The organism is Salinisphaera sp. C84B14 (genome assembly GCF_040361435.1).
In the GTDB taxonomy this organism is placed as follows: Bacteria; Pseudomonadota; Gammaproteobacteria; order Nevskiales; family Salinisphaeraceae; genus Salinisphaera.
Map to the genome: position 1 here is coordinate 1 of NZ_APNL01000016.1, position 16093 is coordinate 16093.

Below are 16093 nucleotides of genomic sequence, written 5' to 3' on the forward strand. Positions count from 1 at the left end.
AGCGCCGTTTGCTGAATCCAGATAAGCGAGCGGCAACGCCGCTCAGGCGCGCGCAAAAGCCCGGCCGCTAAGCGGTTTGGCCCAAAAGGCCGCGCTACGGCGTTGCATGGCTGGATCATAGAGTGGCTATGACGCGGCGCCATGCGCCCTGTATCTTGGCCTTTTGGGACTCAAACGCGACCGTGGATGAATAGATCAGAGGTTCCTTTACTCGATGGCGTCGAAAACGGCTGATCCAGTCGGCTGTTTGGGTCGCGGCTCAACAACCGGCCGGCAGGTGTTCGAACACGGCCAGGGCATGGCCGGCACAGATACGGGTATCGACCGTTTCGCCTTCTTCGAAGCGGTCTTCGTGATTGGTGCGTACCAGCAGCTGGGCGCCCTCGTTAAGCTGCACGCCGTGCAGCCGTGTTTCGCCCTCGTATCGACTCCATTCGATACGGCTGTTGCCGTCGTTCGCTCGCTTGAGCGAGAGATCGTCGGGCCGAACCAGCACGTCCACGCGATCGCCCTCGGCATGTGTCGTGTCTTCCAGCGGCGCATTGCCCAGATCGGTGTGCACCTGCCGCGCGCCGACGCGTCCCGGCACGAAGGCTGCATCGCCCAGAAAACCGGCGACAAAACGGGTACGGGGTTTGCGAAAACAGATGTCGGCACTGCCCAGCTGTTCCAGCCGGCCGGCGCGCATCACCCCCATGCGATCACCCACGGACAGGGCTTCGGTTTGGTCATGCGTAACCCAGATCGCGGGCACCCGTGCTGCTTTGAGCGCCTGGCGAATCTGCCAGCGCAGTTCCGCCTTGAGGGCGGCATCCAGGCTGGCCAGCGGTTCGTCGAGCAGTAGTACCGCCGGCGCGTGGGCCAGGGCCCGGGCGAGTGCAACCCGTTGTTTCTGCCCGCCGGACAGGGTGTCCGGCATGGCGTGACGATGCGTTGCCATGCCCAGCGTATGCAGCCAGTGCTCGGCTGGCGCGCGGTCCTTCAGCCGAAAGGCCACGTTGTCTTCGACGTTGAGATGGGGAAACAGGGCGAAGTCCTGAAACACCAGCCCCACGCCGCGCTTTTCCGGGGCGACATGGTGCTTGGCGTCGATGCGATGCGCCCCGATACGGATCTCGCCCGCCGAAGGCGCGACCAGGCCCGCCACTGCGCGCAGTACGCTGGTCTTGCCGCAGCCGGTGGGCCCGACGAGGGTGACGATCTCGTCGGCGCCCAGCGTCAGGCTGAAGTCTTCGACCGCGGCGGCGTTATCGTAACGGATCGACAGTTTGTCGATTTCTAGCATGACCTGTGTTCCTGTCTACACCCCGAGCGTGCGCCGGCGGCGTGCTTCGCCGGATAGCATCAGCACGAGTGCAATCGCGGACACGCCGATCAGCGCCAGAGCGGGCAAGGCACCACGCCCGAGGTAGCCGGCTTCGTATACGCGCCATAAATAGGTCGCTAGGGTATCGAATTCGTTCGGCCGTAGCAGCAGGGTGGCAGGCAGTTCGCGCATGGCTTCCAGAAAAACCAGCGCGGCGGCGGCGATGATGCCCGGCAGTATGAGCGGCAGGCTTACCCGCCGGAACGCCTCGGCCGGCGTCGCGCCGAGGCTGCGTGCGGCGCCGATCAGGGTCGATTCCACGCGCTCGGTACTCGACCTTACGCTACCCACCGCCAGCGGTAGAAAACGCAGCGTCAGCCCGGCCACCATCAGCGCGAGCGTCTGGTAGAGCAACGGCACTCGCAGGCCGAGATAGACCAGAGCCGTGCCCATCACGATGCCCGGGATGCCGAAGCCGAGATAACTTGCCCGTTCGCAGAGCTTGCCGAACCAGCCGGTACTGGCGGCATAGGCCAACGGCAGTGCAACCACGACTGCAGCCGCGGCGACCAGGGCAGCCGCATAGGCCGAATTGAGCGCATAGCGCAGTTCGAACCCGGCACCGCCTTCGCGCAGCAGCCACAGCGTGAAAATCCCGATCGGCAGCGCCAGCGCGGCGGCGAGCACCATCGCCGCCAGGGCGATGGCGAGCAGGCGCAGCGGCCAGCCAAGCGATAGGTGCAATATGCGCCCCGGGCGCTCGCGGCGCACACGAATACGCGCTTCAACGACGAGCACGGCGATCACGAGCGCCAGCAGCTGCAATGACATCAGCGCCGCGCGATCCAGGCCGAAGGCGTTGTACTCCACGTAGATCATGCGGGTGAAGGTATCCAGATGCATGATTTCCGGCGTGGCGAAGTCCGACAGCGTATACAGCGCCACCAGCAGCGCGCCGGCGGCAATGCCGTTGGCTGCACGCGGCAGCACGATACGCAGTAGCGCAGCCGGCAGTGGTAGCCCGAGGGTGCGGGCTGCATCCACGACGTTCGCGTCCAACGTTTGTAGTGCCGCGCGCGTGGCGATGAACACGAATGGATAGGTATAAAGCGTCATCACCGCACAGGCGCCGAGTAGGCCCTCGGCACGCGGGGTGGCGATGCCGGTCAGCGTCTCGATTTCACCGCCGGGCCCGAAGGCCGCAAAGAAAGCGAACGCACCGAGGTAGCTCGGAATGGCCAGCGGTGCCGCGAGCAGGGCGATCCAGAGTCGGCGCAGCGGCAATGCGGTATAGGTGGTGACGATCGCGAGCGGTACGCCGACAACGATCGCACCGCCAACGGTAATGAGCGTCAGCACGATGGTGTTGAGCAGTATTTCGGCACTGCGCCCGTCGAAGATCGCCTCGGCGCCGAGGCTCATCAGGATCAACACCACGACCGGGGCCAACGCTGCCGCCGCGATCGCCGCGGCCGGCAGCCACAGCAGTGGCGCGCGTCTCATAGCACGCGCGTTTCGCGCAGCAACTCGAGCGTGGGTTTCAGATCGCTGAGCTGGGTCAGATCGATCTTTGGCGGGTGGATCTTGTCGGGCAGCCCGTCGGGCAGGTCAATGCCGGCGGCCATGGGAATTTCATAGGCCTGGCTGGCTAGAAACGACTGCACTTCGCGACTCAACAGATAGCGCACGAAGTTGCCAGCCAGTGGATTGTCGTCGAGTAGCAGTACGCCGGACGAGTTCACCAGGCTGCCGGCATCGTTTTCGGTCAGCGCGAGCGCTACGTTGGCGTCCGGCTGTCCTTTTTTGAGCCTCAGGGTGTAGTAGTGATTGGCAAAACCTACATCCACTTCGCCACGTGCCACCGCCATCACCACGCCCAGCTCGCCCGCATAGCTCTTGGCCTGCCGTTTCACCCCCTGCAACCACGCCCGCGTTCGGTCTTCGCCTTCGAGCAGCCGCATGGCGGTTACAAAAGACTGAAAGGCGCCGTAGGCAGGTGCCCAGCCGATCTTGAGATCGGTTTTGGCGAAATCCATGATTCGCGTGGGCAGCTGCGCGGCCTGGATTCGGTCTGGGTTGTACGCCACCGTGCGCAAGCGCCCGGAGATCGCTGCCCACTGGTCGTAGCGAAAGGCGGGCTTGATATGACGCTGTATCGAAACGGGGATCGGCCGGCTCTTGCCCTGTGCGGCAACAACGCCGAGCGAACTCGCGTCGATAGACCAGAACAGGTCGGCACGCTTTACGCCCGCGCGTGATTCGGCGATCAGCGTGTTCGCCAGCGCCGCCGATGGCCCGCGGCGGATCCTGAGGTCGAGATCCGGGTTGCGTTTGCGTATGGCGGCGACGATATCGTCGTACAGACCGCCTTCACCGCGACCCAGATAGACCGTGAGAGTGCCGGCGAGCGGCGGCAGGTCGTCGGCCGATTCCGCCTCGGCCGTGGGGGTATCGGCGGCCCACAGCGCGCCCGGACCGACAAGCCCGAGCGCGAATGCGCTCTTGAGCAGGCTGCGACGATCAAGCATCAGAATACCGACGGCTTGTTCTTGGCCGCCTCGTCCAGAATCGTCTGGGCGCGGTCCAGCTTGGCGTTCATCGATTTCACTTCGGCGGCCAGCTTGTCGGCAGATGCCGAGCGCTCGATCAGCAGCGGCAGCGTTGCATTGAAATCTTTCTCCAGGTCCGTGACCAGATCGGCGTCGCTCTCGATCAACGTGCCTTCAATACCTTCAAAGCGCTGCATGTAGGTCTGGTGAATCAGCGCGCTGGCGCCTTCGCTGTCGCCCGAGCGGTAGCGTTCCACCACCTGGGCGAGATTGTCTTTGATGATCTGGATGGTTGGCTCGTCGCCGGCGGCCGAGGTCGTGGCCTCGTCTTTGCCATGCGTCGCGGGCGCGGGTTGGGAGGCGACCAGCTTGAGTGCGCCCACGCCTTCATGCAGGGCGTTATTGAGGCGCATCTGCCATTCCGCGACGGCCTCACCGGCGTTGTCTTCGTCCACCGCCTCGCGCAGGCCGCCGAGCGCGGTCCAGATCGGCGGGTAGAGAACCATGGCATGGGTTTCCACCGCTTCGTGGAACTCGACTTCTTCCCAGGTTTCCACCAGGGCGTCGACTCGCTTGCCTACCTTTTCGCCCTTGTCGTAGTCGGCAACGATCTTGGCCGCGGTGTCGCGCATATCCGCGATTTCGCTTTCATAGTCGCCAAGATGTTCTTTGACTTCCGCAACGCTGGGCGCGTCGCCGCGGTGGGCCGAGGCGGCTTGCCCGCAGAGCAATACCGCTCCGAAGAGCAGTGATTTGGTGAAGGACAGGGACGACTTCATGACGGGTGTTGGCGGATTTGAATGCTGGTATAAAAACTAACTGATAATCATTCCTATTCCAAGCGCGCAGTTCGCCAGGACGCGGAATTCGTGGGGTACCCCGACGGGCCGGGGCCTGCCAGTATCCTGGCGGCATCGAGAACGGGCACGCCGCGCCGCGGCATGCCCGTTTGCACGGTCTAGTTGTCGGTCATGCGCTCGAACATCTGCATGGCCTTGCGGGTGAAGATCGGGCCGGCGGCACCGGCGATCAACGCCCGCGTACGCGGGCTGGCCGCGATGACGACGCCGGCAGTGAGCGCACCGGCGATGGCGAGGCCGCTGTTGCGCTTGGCCCAGTCGGTCGCCTGGTTGCCCAGAATCGGACGCAGCTGATGCTCGATCGCGTTGTCCGGCGCCGAGTTCACGGGTTTGTTCTCGCTCGCCCGGGCCGGCGCGGGTGCCGGCTTGCGCCGCGATGACAGCAGCACGCAGATCAACAGCACCGCGACCACGCCGATCAAGCCGCCGCCGGAGAGCAGCAACGCCTCGACCTGGGTGTAATGCTGGGCGAGCCACAGATAGGTACCCGCGGTACACATCAGCAGACCACTGAATACCAGCAGCATGAGCAGCCAGAGCACGACATTCAGGCTCAGCACCCGAATGATCTTTTCCTTGATGCTTCCCATGGCCTAGCGGCCGATCAGCTTGCCCAGAACGAGGCCGATACCGAAGGCCGCGAGTACGCTGGTAAAGGGGCGGGCCTCGATCTCGCTGCCGACGTCCTGAGCATGGCGGCCGGCTTCGCGGCGAAGCTCGTCGTATTTGCCACGGGCGGCGTCGAGCCCGGCCTGGGCCTGGTTCTCGCCGGTGGCCTTGTAGCTCTTGGCCAGGGCGGCCAGATCGTTACGCAGCTGTTCGATGTCTTTCTTGAGGGTTTCGGTTTCGGCGCTCTGGCTCATGAGAATCTCTGGATTCGGAATGGATTCGACAGCATAACGGCTTTCATGGGGCTGCGACCATCCGTACTACTGCTTGATCATCGCACGGCGTCCAGGCCGAAAAACCGGCCTGCATTGGCGTGCGTCAATGCTGCCACCTCGGCCACCGACTGCCCACGTGCGGCCGCGATCGTTTCTGCCACCCAGGGCAGGTTCGCCGGCTCGTTGCGACGGGTCTTGGGCCTGGGCCGGATCGTGCGCGGCATCAGATAAGGACAGTCGGTTTCGATCATCAGACGGTCGTCGGGGATACGGGCGACGTTTTCATACAGATCGCGGCCGCGGCGTTCATCGCATACCCAGCCGGTAATGCCGATATGACAGCCGGCATCGAGATAGTCGTCGAGCGCCTCGCGGCTGTCGGTGAAGCAGTGCACCACGGCCCGCGGCAGGTTGGGCAGGTATTCACGCAGTATCGGCAGGAAGCGCGCATGCGCCTCGCGCTGATGCAGGAAGACAGGCATATCGTGCTCGCAGGCGATGGCGAGCTGGGCGGCAAAGGCTTTTTCCTGGGCGGCGCGGGGCGCGATATCGCGAAAGAAGTCGAGCCCGGTTTCGCCGACCGCGGCCAGACGTCCCGCTGCGGCGCCCGCGCGTATGAGCTCGTCGAGTTCGTCGTTCCAGTCTTCGGCGTGGTGGGGGTGGAGGCCGGAGGTGGCGAAGCACTGGCCGGAATAGCGTTCGGCCAGGGACATGGCATGCCGATTGCTGAACAGATCGCTGCCGGTGACCACCAGTCGGGTCACGCCTGCATCGTATGCGCGTGTGAGGACCGCATCGAGATCTTCGGCGAAGCTTTCATGCGCGAGATTCGCGCCGATATCGGTCAGTTCCATGGGGTTGAGGCGTGAAATCAATGGCGCGTAGTCTAGGGAAGCGCTGCATAACCTGTCACGGTCGCGCCGGGGCCCTGCGGGGTTCGGCCTCGCAGACGCCGCGACGGCGTTGCCGAGCTTGACCTGCCAATAAGGCAGGCGCTGCGCTCGGACGCCTTGTCGCACCGTCTGTGACCTTGAAAGTCTTTTCAGGGCGAACGCGAACCGCGAGAGCTTATGCACAGCTTCCTAGCGATCGCTCGCGCACAATGCAGTTCGTCGGACACGGCGGGAGAAAGCGAAAACGCCCATTTTAAAAAGAGCGTAGAAGCCGGCGGCGGGTTTGCTACACTCGGGCGCTGGCCGCCCGCCACGGCAAGACAAGCGGTGCGCGGTAATTGCGTGCCGGAGCTTGAACGACTGTCACCAGAATCGAAGAAAGGCCTCTCATGCGTTATCAATCCGGGCTGCTCGCCGGCCTCGTCGGCATCATGCTGTTCAGCAGTGTTGCAACGGCCGCGACGCGCTATGTCAGCGATGAATTGTCGATCAATATGCGTCGTGGCCCGGGCACGGGCTATCGCATCAGCGAACTGGTCAAGGCCGGTGATCGCTTGACCACCCTGTCCGAGGCCAATGGCTGGACCCAGGTACGCACCAGCGACGGGACCACCGGCTATGTACTGACCCGCTTCCTTTCCGACGAGCCGGCCGCACGCACGCGTATCGCGGCGATGCAGGCGCAGACCGAGAAGTTCAAGCAGGAGAACGAACAGCTCAAGGAGCAGCTCGCGGAGGTGCGCAGCGGTTCCGAGGAGTTGACCGAAACCAAGAGCACGCTGGAAAACGAAAACCAGGAGCTCTCGCAACGCCTTCAACAGCTGCGTGAAACCTCGGCCGACGCCGTGCGTATCAGCAACGAAAACGAGAAGTATCGCGAAGAGCTGCTGTCCATGCGCAGCGACAACGAGCGCCTGCGGCATGAGAACGCCGCGCTGCAGAGTCGCCGGGACGGCATGAAGATCGGCGCGCTCATTCTCATTGGCGGCGTGATCATCGGCCTGGTGCTGCCGCTGTTCCGGCGTCGGAAAAAAGGCAGCAGCTGGGATTCGCTCTGAGCATCGCGATCGCGACCTGCAATCGTATCCACTAACCATCAGCCCGGGTTGCCGGCTATGGTTATTCCACTCGATTTGTGAGCGAGCCCGTGTCGCCTAGCGAAGGCTAATGGAACATCATCTTTCTCTGATTCTGATTTCGATCGTCGCGCTGGGCGTATTCTCGCAGTGGATTGCCTGGTGGCTGCGCATGCCGGCGATCGTGCTGTTTCTGGTCAGCGGCGTACTGGCCGGGCCGGTGTTCGGCGTGGTCAACCCCACCGAGGATATCGGCGAGGTGCTCTCGCCCATGGTCGGGCTGGCGGTTGCGGTCATCCTGTTCGAGGGCGGGCTGAGCCTGCGCCTGCATGAATTCAAGGAAGCCGCATCGGGCGTGAAACGGCTGGTGTCGGTCGGCGCCGTGCTGTCCTGGGCCTTGTATACCGCGGCGGCCTACTACATCGGCCAGCTGTCGATGGCGGTATCGCTTCTTTTCGGCGCGATTCTGATCGTGACCGGGCCCACCGTCATCATTCCCATGCTGCGGCAGGCCGGGCTGAACCGTCGCACGGCCTCCTATCTGAAGTGGGAAGGCATCATCAACGACCCGATCGGCGCGCTGCTGGCGGTGCTGGTTTTCCAGTATTTCGTGTTTGCCGGCGCCGATGCCGGGGACGGGGCGCAGGTGTTCGTGGACCTGGGCTGGGCGATCCTGATCTCCTTCGTGCTCGGCGGCGGCGTCGCGCTGGCGCTGGGCTGGGCCTTCAACCACACATGGGTGCCTGAGTATCTCAAGGCGCCGCTGACCTTCGCCTTCGTGCTGGTGATCTACGGTGTGGCCAGCGAGTTCTTTGCCGAAGCCGGGCTGCTGGCCGTGACCGTCATGGGCATGGTCATGGGCAATCTGTCCATCGCCGGCATGGCCGAACTGCGACGATTCAAGGAATACATCACCATTCTGCTGGTCTCGACCGTGTTCATCGTGCTCACGGCCGATCTTGACCCCAACGTGCTGCTGCATCTGGACTGGCATGCCGCCGCGCTGGTGTTTGCGGTGCTGTTCGTGGTGCGCCCGACGGCCATATTCCTGGCCACCGCCTTCACCGACATGAACTGGCGCGACCGTACCCTGGTGGCCTGGATCGCGCCGCGCGGTATCGTCGCCGCGGCCGTGGCCGGCGTGTTTGGCCCGCGTATGGTTGAAGCCGGCTATGGCGGCGCCGAGCAGCTGTTGCCGCTGATCTTCGCCATCGTGTTCTCGACGGTCATCCTGCACGGCTTTTCGATCGGGCGCGTATCCCGCTGGCTGCGGTTGTCGGCCGAACCCAACGGCGTGCTCATCGTGGGCGCATCGCCCTGGTCGACGGAGCTCGCACGCGCGCTCACCAACGAGCTCAATATGCAGGTGTTGCTGGTGGATTCGTCCTGGCACCGCCTGCGCACGGCTCGGCTGGCCGGCGTACGCGTGCTTTATGGCGAGGTGCTGTCGGACCAGATCCAGCAATCGCTGGAACTCAACGAAATATCCTGCCTGCTCGCGGCGACCAGCAACGACGCCTACAACGCGCTGGTGTGCTCGCATTTCGTCACCAGCCTCGAGCACGACCGCGTGTTCCAGCTGCCGATGTATGCCGCCGACGAGGACAACGAATCCAAGGTGGTGGCCCGTCCGCTGCGCGGTCGCCCGGCCTTCCACGAAAATGCGCAGTACGAAGAGCTGTGGCGCAAGCATTTCCAGAGCTGGCAGTTCTACAAGACACGCCTGACCGAGGGTTATACGCGCGAGGATTTCCGTCGCGACTGCCCGCCCGATGCCGTGATCATAGCCACGCTCTTTGCCGACAACACCGTGCTGTTCCATGCCGCCGGCGCCACGCCGCGTCCGGAAGAGGGCGATACGGTGATCTACTACGCGCCCAAGAAGAGTGCGACTGAACGCCGCCGTGCCCGCGCCGAGCGCGCGGAAGCGGTAAGCGAACGCGCAGCGGCCGCTCAACTGTCGGCCGACGACTCGCAGGCGCCCGAGGGCGGCCCGGCGGGCAGCGGCGCGCAGCGTAACGAAAGCTCCGACCCCACTTAACCAATCGCGACAGGATTTCATGCTCGAATGGCCCCAAGCCGGCGATAGCGCCAGCGGACAGATCGACGGCCCGGCCGGCGAACTGCAGATCGATATCGACATGCCGGAAGACACCCCTCGCGGTGTCGCGGTGATATGCCACCCGCATCCGCAGCACGGCGGCACCAAGGACAACAAGGTGGTATTCATGATCGCCCGGGCGGCCGTCATGGCCGGGCTGGCCGCGGTGCGGTTCAACTTCCGCGGCGTGGGCGAAAGCCAGGGCAGCTACGACGAGGGCGTGGGCGAGGTCGACGATGCCCAGGCCGTTCGCGACTGGGCGCTCGATGCCTCCGGCCTGCCGCTCGCCGCGCTGTGCGGCTTTTCCTTCGGCTCGGCGGTGGCACTGCGCCTGGCCGATCGTGAGGCGCCGCCCAAGCTGGTTACGGTGGGTTTTCCCAGCAGCTATTTCGATAAGGCACCGCCGCGACCCTCGAGTGAATGGCTCGCGGTCTTCGGCGACGCCGACGATGTCATCGATGTCGATACCTCCATCGCCGCCGTGCGCGAACTCGAGCCGGCTGTCGATGTCCAGATTCTCGAAGGCGCCGGCCACTTTCTGCATGGCCGGCTCACGGACCTGAGAAAGCGCGTGGTCGCGCATTTGACCGAGAGTGACTGATGGGATTGTTTGAACGGTTGAGCCAGGCGCTCAACCCACAGGTGGACGAGCCGCGCGACGTCGAGCGCGCCCAGCGCATCGCGGCGGCGGTGCTGCTGCTGGAAATGGCCCATGCCGATCATCGTCACGACGATGCCGAATACGCCGAGATACGGCGGCAGCTACAGGGCCACTTCGGACTCGACGCGGCCGAAACCGAAGAGCTGATTTCCGACGCTGCGCCCCGGGCCGAACAGTCGGTATCGCTCTATAAATACCTCAAGACGCTCAACGACGGCCTGAGCGAGGGCGAAAAGCGCCAGGTCATGGAAATGCTGTGGCGGGTGGCGTATGCCGACCACCATATCGATGCCCATGAAGAGCATCTGCTGCGCGAACTCTCGGAGCTGCTCTACCTGCCGCACGAACAGTTCATACGGGCCAAGCTCGCCGTCCTCGGCGAATGAGCAGTGCGACCATCGCGGGGCGGGCGCGTATAGCTAGCGCGTATAGAACGTCTGATTGAAGCGCACCGGAACCGTGGCCCGGCCGTCGGCGGCACGCACGTTCAGGTCGAAGGTGAGCGTCTGCTCGTCGTCGATCGCCACCGGCGCCAGTGAATACACGCTGCCCGCGCTTTCCACGCGCTTGAAGGTCAGCGTCTTGCGTTCGCCCATGAGCGAGCGGGCCGTGCCGGTCACGTTGGCGGGCACGGCGTTCAGGGGCGCGTCGGCGGTTGGCTTTTGCAGCGTGATCATCACGATGGCCGTGTCGCCGGCACGCTCTATACCGTTGGCCTTGGCCACGGCCTGCGGGATCTGCAGGCTGTTCACCGCGCTGTAGTGCACGACGTAGTCGCCGCTGTTGATGCTGCCGCCGGCCAAGGCGGGCATTGTGAACAGCAGGGCCAGAATCGCGAATGCGATCAGGCCGTGTCGTGATGGCGCAGCTGATACAGGGCGATTTCGCCGAGCAGATTGGGGAAGGTGCGCATGCCGATGTTGCTGCGATGCGCGTGATTGACCACGTGCCTGCGCACGATGTCCACCTGTTTTTGCCGACATAAGGTTTCGAAATCCCGCACGGTGCAAAGATGGATGTTCGGGGTGTCGTACCACCGGTTCGGCAGTGAGCCGGAGACCGGCATCAGCCCGCGCAGGCCAAGCGAGATGCGTGGCTTCCAGTGGCCGAAGTTGGGAAAGGTCACGATCGAGTCGCGGCCGATTCGAAGCATTTCGTCGATGAGCTCGTCGGGGCGCCGTACTTCCTGCAGCGCGCTGCTCATGACCACGAAGTCGAAGCTGTTGTCTTCGAATTGTTCCAGGCCGGCGTCGAGATCGAGCTGGAGCACGTTCACGCCCGCCGCCACGCATTCGATGACGTTGTCGGCATCGATCTCCAGGCCGTAGCCGCTGACCTGCTTGTGGGCCTGCAGATGGGCCAGCAGCGCGCCGTCGCCGCAGCCGAGGTCCAGCACCCGAGCGCCGGGGGTGATCCAGTTCGAAATCAGGGCCAGATCGTCGCGCAGGCCGTCGTGGCTGTGGGTGGTCTGTGTGTTCATGCGCCGATCTCGACCGCCGCGCGGTTCAGATAGGCCCGCAGCGTGTTCACGTAGTGGGGCATGGTCAGCAGAAAGTCGTCGTGGCCGAGGTCGGAGGTGACTTCGGCATAGGAGACCTGCTTGCCGGCGTCCACCAGCGCGTCCACGATCTCGCGCGATCGCGCGGGGGCAAAGCGCCAGTCCGAGGTGAAGGAGATCACCATGAAGCGGGCGGTGACCGGGGCGAAGGCCTTGGCCAGATCGCCGCCGTGGGCATGGGCCGGATCGAAATAATCCAGCGCCTTGGTCATCAGCAGATAGGTGTTGGCATCGAACCGATCCACGAACGACGCCCCCTGGTAGCGCAGATAGGATTCCACCTGGAATTCCACGTCGAAGCCATAGGAAATACGCCCGTCGCGCAGATCGCGGCCGAACTTGGCGCGCATGGCCTCATCGGAGAGATAGGTGATGTGGCCGAGCATGCGCGCCAGCATCAGCCCGCGCCGGGGCACGACGTCGTGCTCGTAGTAGCGCCCGCCGTGGAATTCCGGATCGGTGACGATGGCCTGGCGCGCGATTTCGTTAAAGGCGATGTTCTGGGCGGAGAGCTTGGGCGCGGCGGCGATGACCACGGCATGGCGCAGCCGGTCCGGGAAGTCAATCGACCACTGCATGACCTGCATACCGCCCAGACTGCCGCCGATCACCGCATTCCACTGCTCGATGCCCAGCGCGTCACGCAGGATGTCCTGCGAACGTACCCAGTCGCCGACCGTGACCACGGGGAAATCCGGCCCGTAGTGGCGCCCGGTTTCCGGATGCGCGCTATGAGGCCCGGTGGAGCCGTTGTAGCCGCCCAGGTTGGCCGGGCAGACGACGAAGAAGCGATCGGTATCGATCATCTTGCCGGGGCCGATGCATTTGTCCCACCAGCCGGGCTTGGGATCGTCCTCGCTGTGATAGCCCGCTGCGTGGTGGTTGCCCGACAGCGCGTGGCAGATCAGCACCGCGTTCGAGGCATCGGCGTTGAGCCTGCCGTAGGTCTCGTAGACGAGATCGAACTGCGAAAGCTGCTTGCCGCAGTCCAGCGGCATCGGGCCGTCGACATGCAGGGTCTGGGGCTCGACCAGGCCGACCGAGCCGGGGAAATCCGCGTGCGTGGTCATATCGCTAACGGAACAGGCCCGGCAGCGGCAACAGGCGGCTGATGACCTGCAGGCCGATGATGACCACCAGCGGCGACAGGTCCAGCCCGCCCACCGCGGGTATGAGATTGCGCACCGGACGCAGCAGCGGCTCGTTGATGGTCCACAGAATCGCGGTGGCCGGCGAATGCTGCCCGGGCGATATCCACGACATCAGCGCCTGAATGAGGATGGTGAAGAAGTAGAAGTTGCACAGCAGTACCGCGGCCTTGAGCACCGCCCACCATAGCGCCAGCACCGGTTGGGCACCGTACTGGGGCGCGGCCAGGGCCAGATCGATCTCGATGTTGATGAAGCAGAGGATGACCGCGAACACGAGCGCTGGAATATCCAGATTGCGCCAGCGCGGGATCACCTTGCCGAGAAGGCCCACGGGCATGCGCGTGGCCTGCCATACGAACTGCGAGATGGGGTTGCGAAAATCGGCATGCACCCACTGCAGCAGCACGCGCATGAGCACCACCACGATATACAGCGCAAAGACCGTATCGATGAGGAAAAGCAGGGCATCGTTGGCGTTGTTGAGCATGGGGTCTACTTATCGAGCAGTTTGGTGGCAAGGCTGTCGGCCCGGCCCGCGGCCGCCTGCATGGCGCGGGCGACGAGGGCGTTCAGGTCGCCGGCGGCATATTGTTCCAGCGCGGCCGCCGTGGTGCCGCCCGGCGAGGTGACTTTCTCGCGCAGGGTGGCCGGGTCGTCGCCGGATTCGATGGCCATGCGTGCAGCGCCGAGCGCGGTATGCAGTACCAGCTCGCGCGCGGCGGCTTCGTCCAGACCGAGTTCGACCGCGCCGGCCTGCATGGCTTCCATGAAGGCAAAGAAATAAGCCGGGCCGCTGCCGGAGGTCGCGGTGACCGCATCCAGCAGCGATTCCTCGGCCACCCAGGCCGTCATGCCGGCCGTTTCGAGAATGCTGTCGGCCAGGCTGCGCTGGGCATCGGTTACGCCGTCGTCGGCATACAGGCCGGTGGCGCCGGCGCCGATCAGCGAGGGGGTATTCGGCATGCAGCGCACATAGGCATGGTCTGCGCCCAGCCACTGGCGAAACGCGGCGATCGGTACGCCGGCCGCGATCGATACCACCAACGGCTTGCGATCGCCCAGTGGTTCGACCAGGCCTTCGCACACCTCGCGCATCATCTGCGGCTTGACCGCGAGCACGATCACATCGGCGTCCAGGCTCTCGGAATCCGCACTGGATGCCACGTTGACGCCGTAGTCTGCGCGCAGCTTTTGTGCCTTGGTATCGTCGGGTTCGATCACGGTGATGCGCTCGCCCGACCAGTCGGCATGGCGCAGGCCGCTGATCAGGCTGGTGGCCATATTGCCGCCGCCCACGAAAACGATGCTGGTGTTCATTTCGACCCCGGTCGATTAACTGGCCGCATGATACGCGATGGCCCACGCCTGTCGCGACCCGCCGCCCACCGGAAAGGGCATCGCCGCGATGGTCTGCAAGCACGCAAGGGTTTAGCATTACGGCTTGTTCTAATCCTTGCGATCCATGACCAGCAGCCTGAAACAGACCGCCGAATCATCGTCCGCGCCGGCCGTCGATATCGGCGATGCCGATTATCTCAAGCGCATCAATACCGCGCGTGTCTACGATGTGGCCATCGAGTCGCCATTGATGCAGGCCAATCAGCTCAGCGCGCGTATCGGCAACGCCGTTTATCTCAAGCGCGAGGACCTGCAGCCGGTTCACTCGTTCAAGCTGCGCGGCGCCTATAACAAGATTTCCCAGCTCACGCCGGAAGAGCGCGAACGGGGCGTGATCTGTGCTTCGGCCGGCAACCATGCCCAGGGCGTGGCTCTTTCGGGGCGCAACATGGGCATTCGGGCGGTGATCGTCATGCCGCGCACCACGCCAGAGATCAAGGTGCGTGCCGTGGCCGGCTTCGGCGGCGAGATCGTGCTCCATGGCGACAGCTACGACGAAGCGGCCGCCCATGCCGCCGAGCTGCAGGCCCGCGACGGACTGGTCTATATCCACCCCTACGACGATCCGGACGTCATCGCCGGGCAGGGCACGATCGGCATGGAGATCGTGCGCCAGCACCCGCAGGATATTCATGCGGTGTTTGTCTGCGTGGGTGGCGGCGGCCTGCTGGCCGGCGTGGCGGCCTATATCAAGAGCGTGCGCCCGGATATCCGCGTGATCGGCGTTGAGCCCGAGGACGCGGCCAGCATGGGTGCGGCCCTGGCGGCCGGCGAACGCGTGGCGCTGCCCGAAGTCGGGCTGTTTGCCGACGGCGTGGCGGTCAAGCAGGCCGGCAAGGAGACTTTCCGCCTGTGCAGCAAGCATGTCGACGCGATGATGACGGTCAGCGTCGACGAAATCTGTGCCGCGGTGCGCGATATCTATGAAGACACGCGCGCGCTGGCCGAACCGGCCGGCGCACTGGCGGTTGCGGGCGCCAAGAAATACGTCGCCGAAACCGGCATCGAAAACCAGGATCTGGTCGCCATCACCTCCGGGGCCAACGTCAACTTCGACCGGCTGAGCTATATCGCCGAGCGAGCCGAACTCGGCGAGCGCCGCGAAGCACTGCTGGCGGTCACCATCCCGGAGCGGCCCGGCTCGTTTCGCGAGTTCTGCATGCGCATCGGCGATCGCTCGATCAGCGAATTCAGCTATCGCTATGCCGACGCCCAGCGCGCCCAGGTTTTCTGTGGGGTGAAGCTGACCAACGGTGTCGCCGAGCGCGATGCCTTGATCGCCGACCTCGAAGCCGACGGCTATGAAGTCGTCGACATGAGCCGCAACGAAATGGCCAAGCTGCATGTGCGTCATATGGTCGGCGGCCGGGCCCGCGGTGCCGGTGACGAAGTACTGTTTCGGGTTGAGTTCCCCGAGCGCCCCGGCGCGCTGCTGAAATTCCTCAACAGTGTGGGCGATCGCTGGAACATCTCGCTGTTTCATTATCGCAACCACGGCCATGCCCACGGGCTGGTCCTGGTGGGCATGCAGGTCGCCCCCGATCAGCAGGCCGACTGCCGGGCCGCGCTGGATGCGCTCGGCTACGACTATGCCGAAGAAAGCCAGAACCCGGCCTACCAGCTGTTTCTGCACTCGCACTGATCGATCGTTGAAGC

General features: G+C 64.4%; 17 protein-coding genes. 5 read left to right on the top strand and 12 right to left on the bottom strand.

Translation table 11 applies throughout. The features are described from left to right. Positions 1–259: 259 nt before the first annotated feature. The 7 genes from C84B14_RS13615 to C84B14_RS13645 all read right to left on the bottom strand — a co-directional run bounded on the left by C84B14_RS13615 (position 260) and on the right by C84B14_RS13645 (position 6474). Positions 260–1285 (bottom strand): ABC transporter ATP-binding protein, encoded by a 1026-nt coding sequence (locus tag C84B14_RS13615; RefSeq protein ID WP_353224891.1) that lies wholly within the window; start codon positions 1283–1285, stop codon positions 260–262. 15 nt (positions 1286–1300) lie between these two features. Continuing rightward, positions 1301–2809, bottom strand: a complete 1509-nt coding sequence (locus tag C84B14_RS13620) for an ABC transporter permease (RefSeq protein WP_353224893.1) — start codon at positions 2807–2809, stop codon at positions 1301–1303. Next, a complete protein-coding gene (locus tag C84B14_RS13625) occupies positions 2806–3834 on the bottom strand; it encodes a substrate-binding domain-containing protein (protein WP_353224895.1) in 1029 nt (342 codons plus the stop codon). Before C84B14_RS13625 ends, C84B14_RS13620 begins: the two co-directional genes overlap by 4 nt. Beyond that, a complete protein-coding gene (locus tag C84B14_RS13630; protein WP_353224897.1) occupies positions 3834–4634 on the bottom strand; it encodes a hypothetical protein in 801 nt (266 codons plus the stop codon). The genes C84B14_RS13625 and C84B14_RS13630 overlap by 1 nt, the downstream gene beginning before the upstream one ends. A 179-nt stretch (positions 4635–4813) precedes the next feature. Then, positions 4814–5305, bottom strand: coding sequence for a hypothetical protein (locus C84B14_RS13635; protein ID WP_293627873.1), 492 nt, complete (start codon positions 5303–5305; stop codon positions 4814–4816). Positions 5306–5308: 3 nt separating this feature from the next. Beyond that, a complete protein-coding gene (locus C84B14_RS13640) occupies positions 5309–5578 on the bottom strand; it encodes an ElaB/YgaM/YqjD family protein (protein WP_353224899.1) in 270 nt (89 codons plus the stop codon). Positions 5579–5655: 77 nt separating this feature from the next. Beyond that, positions 5656–6474 carry a TatD family hydrolase gene (locus C84B14_RS13645; protein ID WP_353224901.1) on the bottom strand — a complete coding sequence of 273 codons (819 nt, stop codon included), beginning with the start codon at positions 6472–6474 and terminating at the stop codon, positions 5656–5658. 407 nt (positions 6475–6881) lie between these two features. Between C84B14_RS13645 and C84B14_RS13650 the strand changes: the two genes are divergently transcribed. The 4 genes from C84B14_RS13650 to C84B14_RS13665 all read left to right on the top strand — a co-directional run bounded on the left by C84B14_RS13650 (position 6882) and on the right by C84B14_RS13665 (position 10716). Continuing rightward, positions 6882–7550, top strand: a complete 669-nt coding sequence (locus C84B14_RS13650) for a TIGR04211 family SH3 domain-containing protein (RefSeq protein ID WP_293627877.1) — start codon at positions 6882–6884, stop codon at positions 7548–7550. Between the two features lie 109 nt (positions 7551–7659). After that, a complete protein-coding gene (locus tag C84B14_RS13655) occupies positions 7660–9609 on the top strand; it encodes a cation:proton antiporter (protein WP_353224903.1) in 1950 nt (649 codons plus the stop codon). Between the two features lie 19 nt (positions 9610–9628). Further along, positions 9629–10270, top strand: a complete 642-nt coding sequence (locus C84B14_RS13660) for an alpha/beta hydrolase (RefSeq protein WP_353224905.1) — start codon at positions 9629–9631, stop codon at positions 10268–10270. Continuing rightward, the gene (locus C84B14_RS13665; protein WP_293626978.1) at positions 10270–10716 is read left to right on the top strand and encodes a tellurite resistance TerB family protein; all 447 of its coding nucleotides are present in this window, start codon (positions 10270–10272) and stop codon (positions 10714–10716) included. The genes C84B14_RS13660 and C84B14_RS13665 overlap by 1 nt, the downstream gene beginning before the upstream one ends. A gap of 33 nt (positions 10717–10749) precedes the next feature. On the opposite strand, the gene C84B14_RS13670 is transcribed toward C84B14_RS13665, so the two are convergent. From C84B14_RS13670 to proC, 5 genes are read right to left on the bottom strand one after another with little or no spacing between them, the layout of a single operon-like run. Then, positions 10750–11142, bottom strand: a complete 393-nt coding sequence (locus tag C84B14_RS13670) for a DUF4426 domain-containing protein (protein ID WP_293626980.1) — start codon at positions 11140–11142, stop codon at positions 10750–10752. Between the two features lie 32 nt (positions 11143–11174). Continuing rightward, positions 11175–11810 (bottom strand): methionine biosynthesis protein MetW, encoded by a 636-nt coding sequence (gene metW / locus C84B14_RS13675; RefSeq protein WP_353224907.1) that lies wholly within the window; start codon positions 11808–11810, stop codon positions 11175–11177. After that, entirely contained in the window at positions 11807–12958 is a 1152-nt protein-coding gene (gene metX / locus C84B14_RS13680) for a homoserine O-succinyltransferase MetX (protein ID WP_353224909.1), read from the bottom strand. Before metX ends, metW begins: the two co-directional genes overlap by 4 nt. A 4-nt stretch (positions 12959–12962) precedes the next feature. Then, positions 12963–13526: a YggT family protein gene (locus C84B14_RS13685; RefSeq protein WP_293626983.1), complete on the bottom strand. Its 564-nt coding sequence runs from the start codon at positions 13524–13526 to the stop codon at positions 12963–12965. A 5-nt stretch (positions 13527–13531) separates the two neighbouring features. Further along, positions 13532–14356, bottom strand: a complete 825-nt coding sequence (proC, locus tag C84B14_RS13690; RefSeq protein WP_353224910.1) for a pyrroline-5-carboxylate reductase — start codon at positions 14354–14356, stop codon at positions 13532–13534. Positions 14357–14501: 145 nt separating this feature from the next. Here proC and ilvA point away from each other — a divergent pair, with 145 nt between their 5' ends. Then, positions 14502–16079 carry a threonine ammonia-lyase, biosynthetic gene (gene ilvA, locus C84B14_RS13695; protein WP_353224912.1) on the top strand — a complete coding sequence of 526 codons (1578 nt, stop codon included), beginning with the start codon at positions 14502–14504 and terminating at the stop codon, positions 16077–16079. The last annotated feature ends 14 nt before the right edge of the window (positions 16080–16093 follow it).